Source organism: Streptomyces violaceorubidus, from assembly GCF_000717995.1.
Classification (GTDB): Bacteria; Actinomycetota; Actinomycetes; order Streptomycetales; family Streptomycetaceae; genus Streptomyces; species Streptomyces violaceorubidus.
On record NZ_JODM01000001.1, the window covers coordinates 839,222 to 855,467 of the forward strand.

Genomic DNA, 16,246 nt, shown 5'->3' on the forward strand with positions numbered 1-16,246 from the left:
CATGTCCCTAGTCCTGGGGCCGCTTGAGGCGTGCCACGAACTTGTAGCGGTCGCCCCGGTACACCGAGCGCACCCACTCCACCGGCTGGCCGGTGCGGTCCTGCGAGTGACGGGAGAGCATCAGCATGGGCAGGCCCACGTCGGTGCCGAGCAGTCCGGCCTCGCGCGGGGTGGCCAGTGAGGTCTCGATGGTCTCCTCGGCCTCGGCGAGATGGACGTCGTACACCTCGGCGAGCGCGGTGTAGAGGGACGTGTACTTCACGAGGGAGCGGCGCAGGGCGGGGAAGCGCTTGGCGCTGAGGTGGGTGGTCTCGATGGCCATCGGCTCGCCGTTGGCCATGCGCAGCCGCTCGATGCGCAGCACCCGGCCGCCGGCCGTGATGTCGAGCAGGGCGGCGAGCCGGTCGTCGGCGGTGATGTAGCCGATGTCCAGCAGCTGCGAGGTGGGTTCGAGTCCCTGGGCCCGCATGTCCTCGGTGTACGAGGTGAGTTGCAGCGCCTGTGACACCTTGGGCTTGGCCACGAAGGTGCCCTTGCCCTGGATGCGCTCCAGGCGGCCCTCGACGACCAGCTCCTGGAGGGCCTGGCGCACGGTGGTGCGCGAGGTGTCGAACTCGGCGGCCAGGGTGCGCTCGGGCGGGACCGGCGTGCCCGGGGTCTGGGTCCGGGTCATGTCCAGCAGATGCTTCTTCAGTCGGTAGTACTTGGGCACGCGCGCGGTACGGACGGTCGCCCCACCCTCGTTCTCCGCACTGCTGACGTCGGTGCTCATGCTCTGCCTTCCCGGCTCCGGGTGCCGAAGCGACCGCTATCCCTGTCGGCCACGGCTCACATCGTGGCACGGCTTCGTGCCGGGATGGCCCCGCACGCTCCGTGATCCCTTCTGTATACCCGCGGGAACACCCTTGGTCTAGTCCACAGATGCGTCGGGCGCCCCTGGTGTGCGCGTTCGGAGCCGTCCGTGCGCGTCATTCGGTGGGGGTGGTACACCCGGTCCCGGTCCGCCCGAACTGTCGCTTGCGCAATGAAAGGTCCCTGCATATCTCGGTCCCATCACGGACGCGGGGGCTCAGTTTGAACACCCTTGACAGTCCTATTGGTCTGGGCCAAGCTCCCCGTACTGGTCTACACCATTGGTCCAGGTCCCGGCCCCATGGGCGGTCCGCGTCGACGAGCAACCGCGGGGAGGCAGGGGGGTTGTGTGGCATCCCTGAGGAGGGTTGGCGTGAAGCGCAAGCTTATAGCCGCGATCGGTATCGCGGGCATGATGGTCTCGATCGCCGCGTGCGGGGGCGACAGCGACGACGACGGCAAGAAGGCCGGGGCCGACGGCTACGCCGGCCAGACGCTCACCGTCTGGGTGATGGACGGCTCCTCGCCGGACGACTGGCAGGCCGACCTCGCCAAGGAGTTCGAGGCGAAGACCAAGGCCAAGGTCAAGTTCGAGATCCAGAAGTGGAACGGCATCCAGCAGAAGCTGACCACCGCCCTCTCCGAGGAGAACCCCCCCGACGTCTTCGAGATCGGCAACACCCAGACCCCGGCCTACGCCAAGACCGGCGGCCTCGCCGACCTGAGCGACCTCAAGGGTGAGATCGGCACCGACTGGTCCGAGTCCCTCAACAAGTCCGCCGTCTTCGACGGCAAGCAGTACGCGGCCCCTTGGTTCGTGGTGAACCGCGTCGTCGTCTACAACAAGAAGATCTGGGCGGACGCGGGCATCAAGGAGACGCCCAAGACCCGCGACGAGTTCTACAACGACCTCAAGACGATCGGCGAGAAGACCGACGCCGAGCCGATCTACCTGCCCGGCCAGAACTGGTACCACTTCGTGGGCCTGGCCATCGGCGAGGGCGCCGAGCTGGTCAAGAAGGACGGCGACAAGTACGTCTCCAACCTCTCCGACCCGAAGATCGCCGCCGCCACCGAGACCTACAAGAAGTTCCAGGCCCTCTCCAAGGCGCCCAAGGACAAGGACGAGGCCACCCCGCAGCAGGGTGAGATCTTCGCCAAGGGCAAGACCGGCTCCTTCATCGGCATGGGCTGGGAGGGTGCCACGGCGATCGCCACCAACCCGGCGATCGAGAAGGACCTCGGCTACTTCACCATCCCGGGCGCCGCGGCCGGCAAGCCCGAGGGCGTCTTCCTCGGCGGCTCCAACCTGGCCGTCGCAGCCGGCAGCAAGAAGCAGGAGCTGGCCAAGGAGTTCCTGAAGCTCGCGCTCTCCGACAAGTACGAGGGCGGGCTGGCCAAGGCCAACGGCGTCATCCCGAACAAGGAGGCGCTGCAGGGCAACCTGAAGGGCAACGCCGCCGCCGAGGCCGCCGCGCCGGCCGCCGGTACCGGTGACACCACCCCGCTGATCCCGGAGTGGGCCGCGGTCGAGAACGACCCGAACCCGATCAAGACGTACCTGACGGCCGTCATGAAGGGGAAGTCCCCCGCCGAGGCCGCCAAGCAGGTCGAGGGCGAGTTCAACAAGCGCCTGGCGCAGCAGCAGTAGCACCGGGTGAGCCGGGGCGGGGGCTGCCACACGACGGCCCCCGCCCCGGCGTCGAGGTGAACAGGTCGAGAAGAGAGAGACCCCGAGCATGACCGTGCAGACCGAACGGCCGCCCTCAGGCCCGTCGGACGTCCGCAAGGCGGACGGTGGGGGAACCGGCGGGCCGAAAGCGAGGGCCGCCTCGCGCGCCGGCGCGCTGGCCCCGTATCTGCTGCTGCTGCCCGCCGCCGCGGCCACCGTGCTGCTGCTCGGCTGGCCGCTGCTGAAGGACGGCCTGCTGTCCTTCCAGAACCTCAACATGGCGCAGCTGATCCAGCACGTCACCGAGTGGACCGGCTTCGACAACTACAAGGAGGTCCTCACCGGCGAGGACTTCTGGCGCGTCACCCTCCGCTCCATCGTCTTCACCGCGGTCAACGTCGTCCTCACCATGCTGGTGGGCGGTCTGATCGGCCTGCTGCTCGCCCGCCTCGGCAGGGCGATGCGGTTCGTGCTGATGATCGGCCTGGTGCTGGCGTGGGCCATGCCCGTGGTGGCCGCGACCACCGTCTACCAGTGGCTGTTCGCCCAGCGCTTCGGCGTCGTCAACTGGGTGCTCGACAAGCTCGGCTGGCACTCCATGGCCGACTTCAGCTGGACCGGCAGCCAGTTCTCGACCTTCTTCGTCGTCACCGTGCTGATCGTGTGGATGTCCGTGCCGTTCGTCGCGATCAACCTGTACGCGGCGACCACCACCATCCCCGGCGAGCTGTACGAGGCCGCGGCCCTGGACGGGGCCGGCACGTGGCGCAGCTTCACCTCGGTCACCCTGCCGTTCCTGCGTCCGTTCCTCTACGCGACGACGTTCCTGGAGATCATCTGGATCTTCAAGGCGTTCGTGCAGGTCTACACGTTCAACGGCGGCGGACCGGACCGTCTCACCGAGATCCTGCCCGTCTACGCCTACATCGAGGGCGTCGGCAACCAGCACTACGGCATGGGTGCGGCGATCGCGGTCCTGACCATCCTGATCCTGCTCGGCCTGACCGCGTACTACCTCAGGATCGTGCTCAAGCAAGAGGAGGACGAGCTGTGAAGCGCTCGCTCTTCGGCCGCGTGTGGCCCAACGCCACGGCCGTCGTCCTGTTCATCGGCCTCGTCTTCCCCGTCTACTGGATGTTCGCCACGGCCTTCAAGCCGACCGGTGACATCATCTCGGAGGACCCGGTCTGGTTCCCGACCGACGTCACCTTCGAGCACTTCAAGACCGCGACCGAGGCCGACCACTTTTGGACGTACGTGAGCAACTCGCTCATCGTCACCGTCTGCGCGGTCGTCTTCTCGCTGATCATCGCGCTGGCCGGGTCCTTCGCCCTGGCCCGGATGCGGTTCAAGGGGCGGCGCGGCTTCATCGTCGGCTTCATGCTCGCCCAGATGGCGCCCTGGGAAGTCATGGTCATCGCGATCTACATGATCGTGCGCGACGCGTCCATGCTGAACAGCCTGGTGCCGCTCACGCTCTTCTACATGATGATGATCCTGCCCTTCACCATCCTGACGCTCCGCGGCTTCGTCGCCGCCGTGCCGAGGGAACTGGAGGAGTCGGCGATGGTCGACGGCTGCACCCGGACCCAGGCCTTTCGCCGCGTCATCCTGCCGCTGCTCGCCCCGGGCCTGATGTCCACCTCGATGTTCGGTTTCATCACCGCCTGGAACGAGCTGCCCCTCGTCCTGGTCGTCAACAAGGAGGCGGAGTCCCAGACCCTGCCGCTGTGGCTGACCAGCTTCCAGACCGTCTTCGGCGACAACTGGGGCGCCACCATGGCCGCCTCCTCCCTGTTCGCCGTCCCGATCCTGATCCTCTTCGTCTACCTCCAGCGCAAGGCCGTCAGCGGCCTGACCGCCGGCGCCGTGAAGGGATAGCACCACCGATGACGACCCTCGCAAGGGCCACCGACACCCTCACGCGCGACGCGCTCACCGTCCTCCAGCCCGGCTTCGCCGGCACCACGGCCCCCGACTGGCTGCTGCGCCGTATCGGCGAAGGGCTGGCCTCCGTCGCCCTGTTCGGGCGCAACGTCACCTCGCCCGAGCAGGTGGCCGCCCTGACCGCACAGCTGCGCGCCGAGCGCGAGGACCTGCTGGTCGCCATCGACGAGGAGGGCGGCGACGTCACCCGGCTGGAGGTGCGCACCGGCTCCTCCTTCCCCGGCAACCACGCCCTCGGCGCGGTGGACGACGTCGGACTCACCCGGGCGGTGGCCGCGGAACTGGGCCGCCGGCTCGCGGCCGCGGGCGTCAACTTCAACTGGGCGCCGTCCGCCGACGTGAACTCCAACCCGGACAACCCCGTCATCGGCGTGCGGGCCTTCGGCGCCGACACCGACCTGGTCGCCCGGCACACCGCGGCCTACATCACCGGGATGCAGTCCGCGGGCGTGGCCACCTGCGCCAAGCACTTCCCCGGCCACGGCGACACGGGCATCGACTCCCACCACGCCATGCCGCGCATCGACGTGGACGCCGACGTGCTGGCGGAGCGCGACCTGGTCCCGTTCCGCGCGGCCGTCGCGGCCGGCAGCCGCGCGGTGATGAGCGCCCACATCCTGGTCCCGGCCCTGGACCCGGACCGTCCGGCAACGTTGTCCCGCCGCATCCTCACCGATCTGCTCCGGGGCGAGTTGGGCTACGACGGGCTCATCGTCACCGACGGCATCGAGATGAAGGCCATCGCGGGCACGTACGGCATCGAGCGCGGCACGGTCCTGGCCATCGCCGCGGGTGCCGACGCGATCTGCGTGGGCGGCGGCCTGCACGACGAGGGCACCGTCCTCCGGCTGAGCGACGCGCTGGTCGAGGCCGTCCGCACGGGCGAACTGCCCGAGGAGCGCCTGGCCGACGCGGCGGAACGCGTACGGTCCCTGTCCCGCTGGGCCGCGGCGAACCGTCCCGCCGACGGGGCTTCGGACACCGCCGACGGCGACGTGGGCCTGCGTGCGGCACGCCGTGCGCTGCGCGTGACCGTCGCCGGGGACCAGGTCCCGCTCGCCGAGCCGCCGTACGTCGCCGCGCTCACCCCGGTGGCGAACATCGCGGTGGGCGACGAGACCCCGTGGGGCGTGGCCGCCGAGCTGTGCCGCCTGCTGCCGGGCACCGAAACCGGCAGCTTCAACGGGGCCGACGCCGGGCGCGAGGCCCTGGCGGCGGCGGGCAGCCGCCGTATCGTCGCCGTCGTCCGGGACGAGCACCGCCACCCGTGGATGGCCGCGGCCCTCGACGTCCTGCTGGCGGCCCGCCCCGACACGATCGTCGTCGAGATGGGCGTCCCCCGGGCGGAGCCCCGCGGCGCCGTCCATCTGGCCACCCACGGCGCGGCCCGCGTCTGCGGCATCGCGGCGGCGGAGGCCGTCGCGGGCGCCTGACGCCCACCTCGCCGTCACACCGAAGGCGCCGGTCCCTTGGCGGGGCCGGCGCCTTTCGTATGGGGCGGGGGGACGGTCAGAGGCCCTGCCAGTCCGGCTTGTGGGCGTAGGTGTGCCGGAAGTAGTCGGCGAGCTTCAGCTTGGACGCGGCGGCCTCGTCGACGACGACCGTGGCGTGCGGGTGCAACTGCAGCGCGGAGGCCGGGCACACGGCCGCGACCGGGCCCTCGACGCTCGCGGCGACCGCGTCGGCCTTCCCCTCGCCGGTGGCGAGCAGAACCACGTGCCGCGCCTCCAGGATGGTGCCGATGCCCTGGGTGATCACGTGGTGCGGCACCTGCTCGATGTCGCCGTCGAAGAAGCGCGCGTTGTCGACCCGGGTCTGCTCGGTCAGGGTCTTGATCCGCGTCCGCGAGGCGAGCGAGGAGCACGGCTCGTTGAAACCGATGTGCCCGTCGGTGCCGATGCCCAGCAGTTGGAGGTCGACGCCACCGGCCCCGCCGAGCGCCTCGTCGTAGGCCTCGCACGCCGCCTGCACGTCCGCGGCCGTGCCGTCGGGGCCCATGAACGCGTCCATGGCGATGCCCAGCGGTTCGAGCACCTCGCGCCGGAGCACCGAGCGGTACGACTCCGGGTGCTCCGCGGGCAGCCCCACGTACTCGTCGAGCTGGGCGATCCGCGCCCGCGCGGTGTCCACGGCACCCGAACGCACCTTGGCCGCCAGCGCCTCGTACACGGGCAGCGGCGTCGAGCCGGTGGCCACCCCGAGCAGGGCGTCGGGCTTGCGCCGGAGCAGCTGCGCCATGGCCTCGGCTATGAGTTCGCCGCCCGCCTTGGCATCGGGAACGATGACAACTTCCACGCTGGCCTGCCGTTTCGAAGAGAGGACTCACCCGGGGCCCGGGACTGGCTATGTGGTTTAGACCAATCTAACAGAGCGGGGCCGCGCGAGCGCGCCGAAACGGTCAGGCGAGTGGTGCCGCGGCGGCGCTGGTGCCAGGTCGGTGGACGCCTCGTGGCGTCCACCCGGCTTCCCGGGAGGCGCTCGCGGAAATTGCCCCGGCGGTCCGGCCCCGAGGTTGGCCCATCAGGGTTAGGCTTCTGGCGGCTGCTCCGGATGGCGGTGCGGTCGGCAGTAGTCACCAACAACAAACGACGTCCACCGCATGGACACGGTTAGTGGTCTAGTCCACAATGGTCACCGAGACACCGACCGTGTCACTCGCGCAAGGTGATCGTCAGGCTTCCGCCCTCCCCGCACAGGAGGACGGACCGAGGAACCGGAGCTCTCTGCCCTGACTGCCCCGGCTCCTCATCCTTCGGCCGACCGGGACCGCACACCCCACGGCCGATGTTGCTCCGGGCTGCGGTGCCGGGAGGGTTGAGGGTCCCTCCCAGGCGCCGCGGCCCGCGGGTGTCTCCGGGCGCCTTCCGAGCCGCGTCCGGGAGCGGGGGAGCAGTGCGCAGTGGCTGGTTTCGATCGCCGTCCGTACCGCCAGGTACGCTCAGCCCCGTGCCCTCCATGAACGAACTCGTACGCCAGCACACCGCGCTCGACGACTCCGACCTCGAGTGGCTGCATCTGCTGGTCTCGGAGTGGCAGCTCCTCTCCGACCTCTCCTTCGCCGACCTGGTCCTGTGGGTCCCCACCCGCGACGGCACGCGCTACGTCTCCGTCGCCCAGATGCGGCCCAACACCGGACCCACCTCGTACCAGGACGACATGGTCGGCCACCTCGTCCCGCGCGGCCGGCGGCCCATGCTGGACGCCGCCCTGGACGAGGGCCGCATCGTGCGCGAGGGCGACCCCGAGTGGCGCGAGGAGGTCCCGGTCCGCGTCGAGTCCATCCCCGTACGCCGCCAGGGCCGCGTCCTCGGAGTCATCGCCCGCAACACCAACCTGCTCACCGTGCGCACCCCGAGCCGTCTGGAGCTCACCTACCTGCAAAGCGCCTCGGACCTGGCCCAGATGATCGCGGCCGGTGCCTTCCCGTTCGAGAACCAGCAGGTCGACATGGACGCCTCACCGCGCGTCGGCGACGGCCTGATCCGGGTCGACGGCGACGGCATCGTCCAGTACGCCTCCCCGAACGCCCTGTCCGCCTACCACCGCATGGGGCTCGCCGCGGACCTGGTGGGACATCACCTCGGCCGCACCACCGCCGAACTCGCCCCCTCCCGCGGCCCGGTGGACGAGGCCCTCGCCAAGGTCGCCAGCGGCTGGGCCCCGCGCGAGTTCGAGATCGAGGCACACGACGGGGTGATCCAGTTCCGCGCCATCCCGCTCAAGCCCAAGGGCACCCGCATCGGTTCCCTGGTGCTCCTGCGGGACGTGACGGAACTGCGTCGCCGTGAGCGCGAGTTGATCACCAAGGACGCCACCATCCGGGAGATCCACCACCGGGTGAAGAACAACCTCCAGACCGTGGCGGCCCTGCTGCGTCTGCAAGCCCGGCGCATCGAGTCGGACCGGGGCCGCGAGGCGCTGGAGGAGGCCGTGCGCCGGGTGGGCTCGATCGCGATCGTGCACGAGACGCTCTCCCAGAACCTGGACGAGCGCGTGGAGTTCGACGAGATCGCCGACCGCGTGCTCGCGATGGTGGCGGAGATCTCGCCGGGCAAGGTCACCGGCCGGCGCACCGGACGCTTCGGCATCCTCGACGCCGAGGTCGCCACTCCGCTGTCCATGGTCCTGACCGAGGTGCTGCAGAACGCCCTGGAGCACGGCTTCCGGGACGGCGACACCGGCACGGTCGAGGTCTCCGCGGTCCGCGGCGGTACGACGAAGGAGGCCCGGCTGCTGGTCACCGTCCAGGACGACGGCGTGGGCCTGCCCGAGGGCTTCGACCCGAACCGCTCCGGCAACCTCGGCCTGCAGATCGTCCGCACCCTGGTGGCGGGCGAGCTGGGCGGCAGCTTCGACATGGTCCCCGCCGCGGAGCGCGGCACCCGGGTGATCCTGGACATCCCGGTGCCCGCCGAGAAGTAGGAGAGAAGCAGGGCGGGGCAGCGGCTCGCGACGCGGAGAGGCGCCAACAGCAAAAAGCCCCGGACCGGTGAAGGTCCGAGGCCAGTGCTCGTGCGATACATCGTCCGATGAGCATCGGGGGGTACTGCGCGCTGCGGCTCGGGAGCGGGGGATGCGTACTCGCTGTACGCGCCGCCAAGCTGAGGCTGTCAGTAGGGGTGGGTTGTCAGGCGGAGGCCTGACGAGCCCGGTTGCGGGCGGCACGGCGCTTCATCGCGCGGCGCTCGTCCTCGCTGAGACCACCCCAGACGCCGGAGTCCTGGCCGGACTCGAGCGCCCACTGCAGGCACTGCTCCATGACGGGGCAGCGACGGCAGACGGCCTTGGCTTCCTCGATCTGCAGCAGCGCGGGACCGGTGTTGCCGATGGGGAAGAAGAGCTCGGGGTCTTCCTCGCGGCAAACGGCGCGGTGACGCCAGTCCATGGCTGCTACCTCTCCTTGGTATTACATGCTGGGCTGCTTGTGAATGTGAACGCTTTCACGAATCCCTCAACAAGGGAAGGGCCTACAGCCAGGTTCCCTGGCGTGGTCCTGTGGTTTGAAGAGGGGTTCCGGTGATCTGTGGATGCCGGTCCTGCGGGCTGTCCCGATCGCCAAGAAGAGACTCGCAAACCTCGGCGGCGGATACAACCCCTTCCGGAAAGTTTTTTTTGATTCTTCGGTGTCGACTAGGTCACAGCCGTACTTCCATGGGGTGGACCCTGGTCTAAACGTTCGAGTGAAAGGACTTTCGCCCCTTCTGCTCACACAATCACACGCAGTGCACGGCGTACGCCTGTGAACGTCACGCTGGTTCGCAAGCCCAGGTGGTCACCGTCCATCTGGAGGGGCAGGGGCACCTTCGAATGCAAGGTGAAGTCGGTCAGGTCGTGCAGGGCGACCGCGTGCCGACCGCGCGGCCCCCGCTCGGGGGACGAAGTGAGCAACTGGGTGCCATACCGGGCGACGGCGGCCGTGGACAGGCGGCTGAGGCCGAAGACGTCGAGCGCGGTGTCGAACGACGCCTTCGGGGAGGCGTAGATCGGGCGGTTCCCGAGGAAGGTCCAGGGGCAGGTGTTCGACACTATGGACAGCACCAGATCGGTGACCGGGTCCTCGCCCGCCCGCTCCAGGGTGATCGTCCCGCTGCGGCGGTGCGGCTCGCCGATGAGCTGGCGCACCACCTGGCGGACGTAGAGGGCGTGCGTCGACTTCTTGCCGCGCTCGCGATGCTGCTCGACGCGGCCGACCACACCGGCGTCGAAACCCAGACCGGCGTTGAAGGTGAACCAGCGGGCCGGAACCGCCTCGTCCTCCGAGCCCGGCGTACCCGACGCCAGGCCCAGACCGACGGTGCGCTCACTGCCTTGGCGCAGGGCGTCCAGCAGGGCTCCGGTGGCCTCCACCGCGTGGTTGGGCAGACCGAGGGCGCGGGCGAAGACGTTGGTGGAACCGCCGGGAACCACCGCCAGACCGGGCAGGTGATCGGGGTCGGGGCCCGCGTGCAGCAGACCGTTGACCACCTCGTTCACCGTGCCGTCGCCGCCGAGGGCCACCACCAGGTCGACGTCGTCGCTCTGCGCCGCCTGCCGGCCGAGGTCGCGCGCGTGGCCGCGGTACTCGGTGGTGACCGCTTCCAGCTTCATCTCGCTCGCCAGGGCGTGGATCAACACGTCGCGCGTGCGCGCGCTCGTGGTGGTTGCCGCCGGATTGACCACGAGAAGTGCACGCATGGTGTGCAGGGTACCTACTGGGTGGTACTCGGCCCAGACCGAGGTGAAGAACCCCACCCGCGCACCGTGCCCGGGATACGCCCGACACCCGGGCGGGCGCCCGCACACCGAGGGCTACCCTTCAGGGGTGAGCAGTGAGCAGATCCCCGCCCCCACCTCCACGGCCGCCGAAGAGGCCGGCCCCCGCCCCGGCCGGGTGACCGCCGCGGCCGCCCTCGCCGCCCTGGAGGGGCTGGCGCTCGTCGTCGGCGGTGCCTGGATCCTCGTGGAGGGCCTCACCGGGCACCCGGACGACCGGACCTCGGCCGTCACCGGCGGCGTCACGCTGATCGTCCTGGCCCTGCTGCCCCTGCTCGCCGCCCGCGGACTGATCGGCCGCAAGGGCTGGAGCCGGGGACCCGCCGTGATCACGCAGATCATGGCCCTGCCCGTCGCCTACAACATGGTGCGGGCGGACAGCCTGGCCGTTCCGTCCGGCATCGTGCTCGGAGTCGTGGCCGTCGCCGCGCTGGTCCTGCTCGTCAATCCCACCACCACCCAGGCGCTGGGCATCCGGGGGCCGGGCAGCGCCGAGAAGTAGCTCCGGGGGCGCCCGATGACGGCGCCCAGGGGACGCGGCCCGGCGGCTACTCCTCGACCAGCAGCTTCTCCCGCAGCTCCGCCAGCGTGCGGGCCAGCAGCCGGGAGACGTGCATCTGCGAGATCCCGACCTCTTGCGCGATCTGGGACTGGGTCATGTTGCCGAAGAAGCGCAGGAGCAGGATGCGCTTCTCGCGCGGGGGCAGGTCCTCCAGGAGCGGCTTGAGCGACTCCCGGTACTCCACCCCTTCGAGGGCCTCGTCCTCGGCGCCGAGGGTGTCGGCGACCGCCGGGGACTCGTCGTCGGTGTCCGGGACGTCCAGGGACAGGGTGGAGTACGCGTTGGCCGACTCCAGGCCCTCGAGGACTTCCTCCTCCGAGATCGACAGCTTCTCGGCGAGCTCGTGGACCGTCGGGGAGCGGCCGTGCAGCTGGGAGAGCTCCGCCGTGGCCGTCGTCAGGGCCAGCCGCAGCTCCTGGAGCCGGCGCGGCACGCGCACCGCCCAGCCCTTGTCCCGGAAGTGCCGCTTGATCTCGCCCACGACCGTCGGGGTCGCGTAGGTGGAGAACTCCACTCCGCGGTCCGGGTCGAAGCGGTCCACCGACTTGATCAGCCCGATGGTGGCGACCTGGGTGAGGTCGTCCAGGGGCTCCCCGCGGTTGCGGAAGCGGCGCGCGAGGTGCTCGACCAGCGGCAGGTGCATCCGGACCAGCCGGTTGCGCAGCTCCGCGTACTCCGGGCTGTCCTTCGTCAGTGTGCGCAGCTCGGCGAACAGGAGGCGCGCACCGCTGCGGTCCTGCGGGTCGTGCCGTGTGCCCTGAGCGCCCCGTGCGCCCGGCGTGTGGCCCTCGGAGTGTCGCTCGTGCTCGCTCATCGTCCCGCCCGTTGCCCTTTCCCGAGCCCCCGCCTCCGCTCGGACGGGCCGGACGGGGGCCTCCCCGGTCCGCTGCCCGTCGCCCGGAAAGGCGGCCTCGGGCGAGGTCTCGTCCTCCGGATGCGGCCGGGCCTGCTCGGGGATGCCGTCGATGCCGTCCGCCGTGCGTCGTGCCTCGTTCGGAGAACGTGTGCCCTCGGCCGGCAGCTTCCGTGTACCGCGCTCTTCGTCCCGCACCGGCCCGTCCCCGTCCCTCACGTCGGCCCGGGTCCCGCGCCGCGCTGTTTGTAGAGGCTGATCGAAACGGTTTTGTCCTCGTCCACGGCGGAGGAGACCTTGCCCGCGAGGGCGGAGAGCACCGTCCAGGCGAAGGTGTCCCGCGAGGGGGCGTGGCCGTCCGTGGTCGGCGCTGAGACGGTGACTTCGAGCGAGTCGTCGACGAGGCGGAAGACGCAACTGAGCACCGAGCCGGGCACGGCCTGCTGGAGCAGGATCGCGCAGGCCTCGTCGACTGCGATGCGCAGGTCCTCGATCTCGTCGAGGGTGAAGTCCAAACGGGCTGCGAGGCCGGCCGTCGCCGTACGCAGCACCGACAGGTAGGCACCCGCGGCCGGCAGCCGGACTTCGACGAAGTCCTGGGTCGCGGGCTCGCCTGCGATCTGGGACACCCTCACCTCCAAGGTGGTACAAGCGTTACAGGGCCGAGGGACGCCCCCCGGGTTAACGCGACACGTGGTTCAGCGGTGACGTTATCGCGCTCCGAAGTTTCCTGTCCCCGAGACCCCAACCCCATGCTGTCACTCATAGTAAACACGCGAACACGCACAGTGGCTAGGGGGTTGGCGGGCTCAAATCGGAAGAGCGCGCGCCGGGTTGACGTACCCAGACGTCAGACGGTCGAACCGTCCCGCACCGAGGTCACACCAGGACGTGATCGACGAAGCACCAGCGCCAGCTCTCCCCGGGCTCGAAGGTCCGCATCACCGGGTGACCGGTCTCCTTGTAATGCGCCGTCGCGTGCTGCCTCGGCGAGGAGTCGCAGCAGCCGACGTGGCCGCAGGTGAGACACAGCCTGAGCTGCACCGGGTCCGTGCCCTGCGCCAGGCACTCCGGACAGGTCTCGCCGCACGGCTCGGGTTCCGGGTGCGGCAGCGCGTCGGCGTGCGTGCACTGTTTCATGATTGCCAGGTTACGACGGGCGTGCGGATGACCGCGCGGAATACGAGGGCGGGCGAGGACGATGGACGTGATGCCGCTGCTGTTGCTGGTGGCGGGCAGCGCCGCGGTCGCGGGGGCGGGACGGCGCGTGCCGGTGCCGGTGCCGCTGCTGCTGGTCGCGGCGGGTCTGGCGGTGAGTTATGTGCCCGGTGTGCCCGACTACACCCTCGACCCGCACATCGTCCTGCCCCTGCTGCTGCCCCCGCTGCTCTACACGGCGGCCACCGACAGCTCCTACCTGGATCTGCGGGCGCAGGCCCGGCCCGTGGCGCTGCTGTCCGTGGGGTACGTCCTGTTCGCCACCTTCGTCGTCGGCTGCGCGGCCTACCTCATCGTGCCGGGGCTGCCCCTGACCGCGGCCCTGGTGCTCGGCGCGGTCGTGGCCCCGCCGGACGCCGTCGCGGCCACGGCGGTCGCCCGCCGGGTGGGACTGCCCTCCCGGATCACCACGATTTTGCAGGGCGAGTCCCTGGTGAACGACGCCACCGCCATCACCGCCTTCAAGGTGGCACTCGCGGCGGCCGTCGGCGAGGGCGCGACCTGGGCAGGCGGGATGGGCGAGTTCCTGATCGCGGCGGTGGGCGGCGTCGGCGTCGGACTGGTCATGATGGTGCCGCTGCACTGGCTGCGCTCCCACCTGAAGGAGGCGCTGCTGCAGAACACCCTCTCCCTGCTGATCCCGTTCGTCGCCTACGCGGTCGCCGAGCAGGTGCACGCCTCGGGGGTGCTCGCGGTGGTCGTGGTCGCGCTCTACCTGGGGCACCGCGCGTGGGAGGTCGATTTCGCCACCCGGCTCCAGGAGGAGGCGGTGTGGAAGATGGTCGCGTTCGTCCTGGAGTCGGCCGTGTTCGCCCTCATCGGGCTCCAGCTGCCCGTCGTCCTCAAGGGCCTGGGGGAGTACGAGGGGATCGACGCCGCCTGGTACGCCCTCGCGGTGTTCCTGGTGGTCGCCGTGGCGCGGTTCGTGTGGGTGTACCCGGCGACCTTCCTGCCCCGGCTGTCGGCACGGGTACGCGCGCGCGAGGGCGACCTCTCCTGGAAGGCGCCGTTCGTGATCGGCTGGGCCGGGATGCGGGGCGTGGTCTCCCTGGCCATCGCCTTCTCCATCCCGCTCACCGTGCACGGCGGCGAACCCTTCCCCGAGCGCAACCTCGTCCTGTTCCTCACCTTCACGACCGTCATCGGCACGCTGGTCGTCCAGGGCGTCAGCCTGCCGCCGCTGATCCGGCTGCTGAAGTTCCCCGCGCACGACCTGCAGGCCGAGACGCTGGCGGAGGCCAACGCGCAGGCACAGGCCTCGCGGGCCGCCGAGCGGCGCCTGGACGAGCTCCTGGCCGACGAGCGCAACGCCCTGCCGGCCCCGCTCGCCGACCGCCTGCGCATGGTCCTGGAGCGCCGCCGCAACGCCGTCTGGGAACGGCTCGGCCAGGTCAATCCCATCACCGGCGAGACCGTCGACGACACCTACCGGCGGCTCTCCCGGAAGATGATCAGCGCCGAGCGCGAGGTCTTCGTCCGGCTGCGGGACGGCCGCTACATCGACGACGAGATGCTTCGGACACTGCTGCGCCGGCTGGACCTGGAGGAGGCCGCCGCGTACCGCGAGACCACCTGAGCGGACGCATGTGCGTGCGGGCGGCGCCGGGCCGGCGGTCCCGTCCGCTCAGGGGAAGGGGCGGCCGGTGACGACCGCCGCCAGGGTCGTCCCGCGCGGGAAGGCGCCCTCCTCGGTGAGCGCGAGCAGGGCGTACAGCATCTTGGCGACGTAGACGCGCTCCAGGGGGAGGCCGTGGCGGCGCTCGAAGTCCTCGGCGAAGGCGTCCAGCCCGGGGGTCGTGCGGGCGTAGCCGCCGTGGTGGAAGCGGTCGTCCAGGCTCCAGGCGCCGCGCGGCCCGCCGAACGCGCGGTCCTGGAGCCGCCGTATGTCGCCCTCCAGGAAGCCTCCTCTGAGCACCGGTATGCCGAGGGCCCGGCGCCCCCGGGGAAGCCCGGCGGCCAGCCCGGCGAGCGTGCCACCGGTGCCGCAGGCGATGGCGGCCACGTCGGCGTGTTCGCCCAGCTCCTCGCCCAGGGCACGGCAGCCGCGTACCGCCTCCGCGCTGCTGCCGCCCTCCGGGACCACCACGGCGTCCTCGGCGTCCACCGCGCGCAGCAGGGCCGCGAGGACGTCGGGTTCGGCCTTGCGCCGGTATGTCGAGCGGTCGACGAAGTGCAGCCGCATCCCGTCGGCGGCGCACCGGGCCAGTGAGGGGTTCAACGGCCGGCCGGCCAGCTCCTGGCCGCGCACCACGCCCACCGTGGGCAGCCCGAGCAGCCGGCCCGCGGCGGCCGCGGCCCGCAGGTGGTTGGAGTAGGCGCCGCCGAACGTGACGACGGCACGGCCGCCCGCCGTGGCGAGGGTCGGCGCCAGCTTGCGCCATTTGTTGCCGACCAGCTCGGGGTGGATCAGATCGTCCCGCTTGAGCAGCAACCGGACACCGCGCCGCCCGAACCGTTCGTCGGCCACCTCGTGCAGGGGGGAGGGCAGACGGGGCCGCAGGGCGGCGAGGTCGCGGGTGTCGGTGCCGGTCACCCCGCCATTGTCACGCCACCGCGCGGCGGTCACCGCACTTCGGCCGGACACCGCACTGCGGCCGGTCCCGGGATCACTTCAGCCGGTCCCGGGATCACTTCAGCCGGTCCCGGATCCGCTCCCGCATCGACGCCATCGTGAACCCGCGCGGGTCGACCTTTCCGGGCTGCCACTCCAGGTGGCCGATCACCGAGCGCTCGTTCCAGCCGTGGTGGCGGCACACGGCCGCGGCGGCCCGCTCGATCGCGTCCAGCTGCGCCGCCGGCCAGGGGTCCTCGCCGTCGCCGAGGTTCTCGCACTCGAAGCCGTAGAAGTGCCGGTTGCCGTCGGTGTTCGCCTCGTTGTCCCGGGGCAGCG

At 70.8% G+C, this 16,246-nt stretch carries 16 protein-coding genes; 7 read left to right on the forward strand and 9 right to left on the reverse strand.

Annotated features, from left to right (window positions below):
• Positions 1–7 precede the first annotated feature (7 nt).
• Positions 8–772: a GntR family transcriptional regulator gene (locus IE94_RS0103900; protein WP_030145946.1), complete on the reverse strand. Its 765-nt coding sequence runs from the start codon at positions 770–772 to the stop codon at positions 8–10.
• A gap of 453 nt (positions 773–1,225) precedes the next feature.
• On the opposite strand from IE94_RS0103900, the gene dasA reads away from it, so the two are divergent.
• The 4 genes from dasA to IE94_RS0103920 all read left to right on the forward strand — a co-directional run bounded on the left by dasA (position 1,226) and on the right by IE94_RS0103920 (position 5,904).
• The gene (gene dasA / locus IE94_RS0103905) at positions 1,226–2,503 is read left to right on the forward strand and encodes a N,N'-diacetylchitobiose ABC transporter substrate-binding protein DasA (RefSeq protein WP_030145947.1); all 1,278 of its coding nucleotides are present in this window, start codon (positions 1,226–1,228) and stop codon (positions 2,501–2,503) included.
• Between the two features lie 88 nt (positions 2,504–2,591).
• On the forward strand, positions 2,592–3,578 hold the full coding sequence (locus IE94_RS0103910; RefSeq protein ID WP_030145948.1) for a carbohydrate ABC transporter permease: 987 nt from the start codon (positions 2,592–2,594) through the stop codon (positions 3,576–3,578).
• On the forward strand, positions 3,575–4,405 hold the full coding sequence (locus IE94_RS0103915; protein ID WP_030145949.1) for a carbohydrate ABC transporter permease: 831 nt from the start codon (positions 3,575–3,577) through the stop codon (positions 4,403–4,405). Before IE94_RS0103910 ends, IE94_RS0103915 begins: the two co-directional genes overlap by 4 nt.
• Positions 4,406–4,413: 8 nt before the next feature.
• Positions 4,414–5,904, forward strand: a complete 1,491-nt coding sequence (locus IE94_RS0103920) for a glycoside hydrolase family 3 protein (RefSeq protein ID WP_030145950.1) — start codon at positions 4,414–4,416, stop codon at positions 5,902–5,904.
• A 76-nt stretch (positions 5,905–5,980) separates the two neighbouring features.
• On the opposite strand, the gene nagB is transcribed toward IE94_RS0103920, so the two are convergent.
• Entirely contained in the window at positions 5,981–6,766 is a 786-nt protein-coding gene (nagB, locus tag IE94_RS0103925) for a glucosamine-6-phosphate deaminase (RefSeq protein ID WP_030145951.1), read from the reverse strand.
• Positions 6,767–7,417: 651 nt separating this feature from the next.
• Between nagB and IE94_RS0103930 the strand changes: the two genes are divergently transcribed.
• Positions 7,418–8,893, forward strand: a complete 1,476-nt coding sequence (locus tag IE94_RS0103930) for a sensor histidine kinase (protein ID WP_030145952.1) — start codon at positions 7,418–7,420, stop codon at positions 8,891–8,893.
• A gap of 205 nt (positions 8,894–9,098) precedes the next feature.
• Here IE94_RS0103930 and IE94_RS0103935 read toward each other — a convergent pair whose 3' ends face one another.
• Together IE94_RS0103935 and IE94_RS0103940 are read right to left on the reverse strand one after the other, a co-directional pair.
• Complete coding sequence (locus tag IE94_RS0103935; protein ID WP_003973730.1) at positions 9,099–9,356, reverse strand: WhiB family transcriptional regulator; 258 nt, start codon at positions 9,354–9,356, stop codon at positions 9,099–9,101.
• Between the two features lie 320 nt (positions 9,357–9,676).
• Positions 9,677–10,645 (reverse strand): diacylglycerol/lipid kinase family protein, encoded by a 969-nt coding sequence (locus tag IE94_RS0103940; protein ID WP_030145953.1) that lies wholly within the window; start codon positions 10,643–10,645, stop codon positions 9,677–9,679.
• A gap of 127 nt (positions 10,646–10,772) precedes the next feature.
• On the opposite strand from IE94_RS0103940, the gene IE94_RS0103945 reads away from it, so the two are divergent.
• Complete coding sequence (locus IE94_RS0103945) at positions 10,773–11,225, forward strand: hypothetical protein (protein ID WP_030145954.1); 453 nt, start codon at positions 10,773–10,775, stop codon at positions 11,223–11,225.
• A gap of 46 nt (positions 11,226–11,271) precedes the next feature.
• On the opposite strand, the gene IE94_RS0103950 is transcribed toward IE94_RS0103945, so the two are convergent.
• From IE94_RS0103950 to IE94_RS0103960, 3 genes are all read right to left on the reverse strand, one after another.
• Positions 11,272–12,357 carry an RNA polymerase sigma factor SigF gene (locus IE94_RS0103950; protein ID WP_030145955.1) on the reverse strand — a complete coding sequence of 362 codons (1,086 nt, stop codon included), beginning with the start codon at positions 12,355–12,357 and terminating at the stop codon, positions 11,272–11,274.
• Positions 12,354–12,767 carry an ATP-binding protein gene (locus IE94_RS0103955; RefSeq protein WP_003973726.1) on the reverse strand — a complete coding sequence of 138 codons (414 nt, stop codon included), beginning with the start codon at positions 12,765–12,767 and terminating at the stop codon, positions 12,354–12,356. Before IE94_RS0103955 ends, IE94_RS0103950 begins: the two co-directional genes overlap by 4 nt.
• A gap of 250 nt (positions 12,768–13,017) precedes the next feature.
• On the reverse strand, positions 13,018–13,278 hold the full coding sequence (locus IE94_RS0103960) for a UBP-type zinc finger domain-containing protein (protein ID WP_030145956.1): 261 nt from the start codon (positions 13,276–13,278) through the stop codon (positions 13,018–13,020).
• Between the two features lie 61 nt (positions 13,279–13,339).
• Here IE94_RS0103960 and IE94_RS0103965 point away from each other — a divergent pair, with 61 nt between their 5' ends.
• Positions 13,340–14,932 carry a Na+/H+ antiporter gene (locus IE94_RS0103965; RefSeq protein ID WP_030145957.1) on the forward strand — a complete coding sequence of 531 codons (1,593 nt, stop codon included), beginning with the start codon at positions 13,340–13,342 and terminating at the stop codon, positions 14,930–14,932.
• A gap of 48 nt (positions 14,933–14,980) precedes the next feature.
• Here IE94_RS0103965 and IE94_RS0103970 read toward each other — a convergent pair whose 3' ends face one another.
• Together IE94_RS0103970 and IE94_RS0103975 are read right to left on the reverse strand one after the other, a co-directional pair.
• Positions 14,981–15,889, reverse strand: a complete 909-nt coding sequence (locus IE94_RS0103970; protein WP_030145958.1) for a 1-aminocyclopropane-1-carboxylate deaminase/D-cysteine desulfhydrase — start codon at positions 15,887–15,889, stop codon at positions 14,981–14,983.
• A gap of 94 nt (positions 15,890–15,983) precedes the next feature.
• The coding region (locus IE94_RS0103975; RefSeq protein ID WP_030145959.1) for a peptidoglycan recognition protein family protein at positions 15,984–16,246 on the reverse strand (263 nt) is incomplete at its 5' end.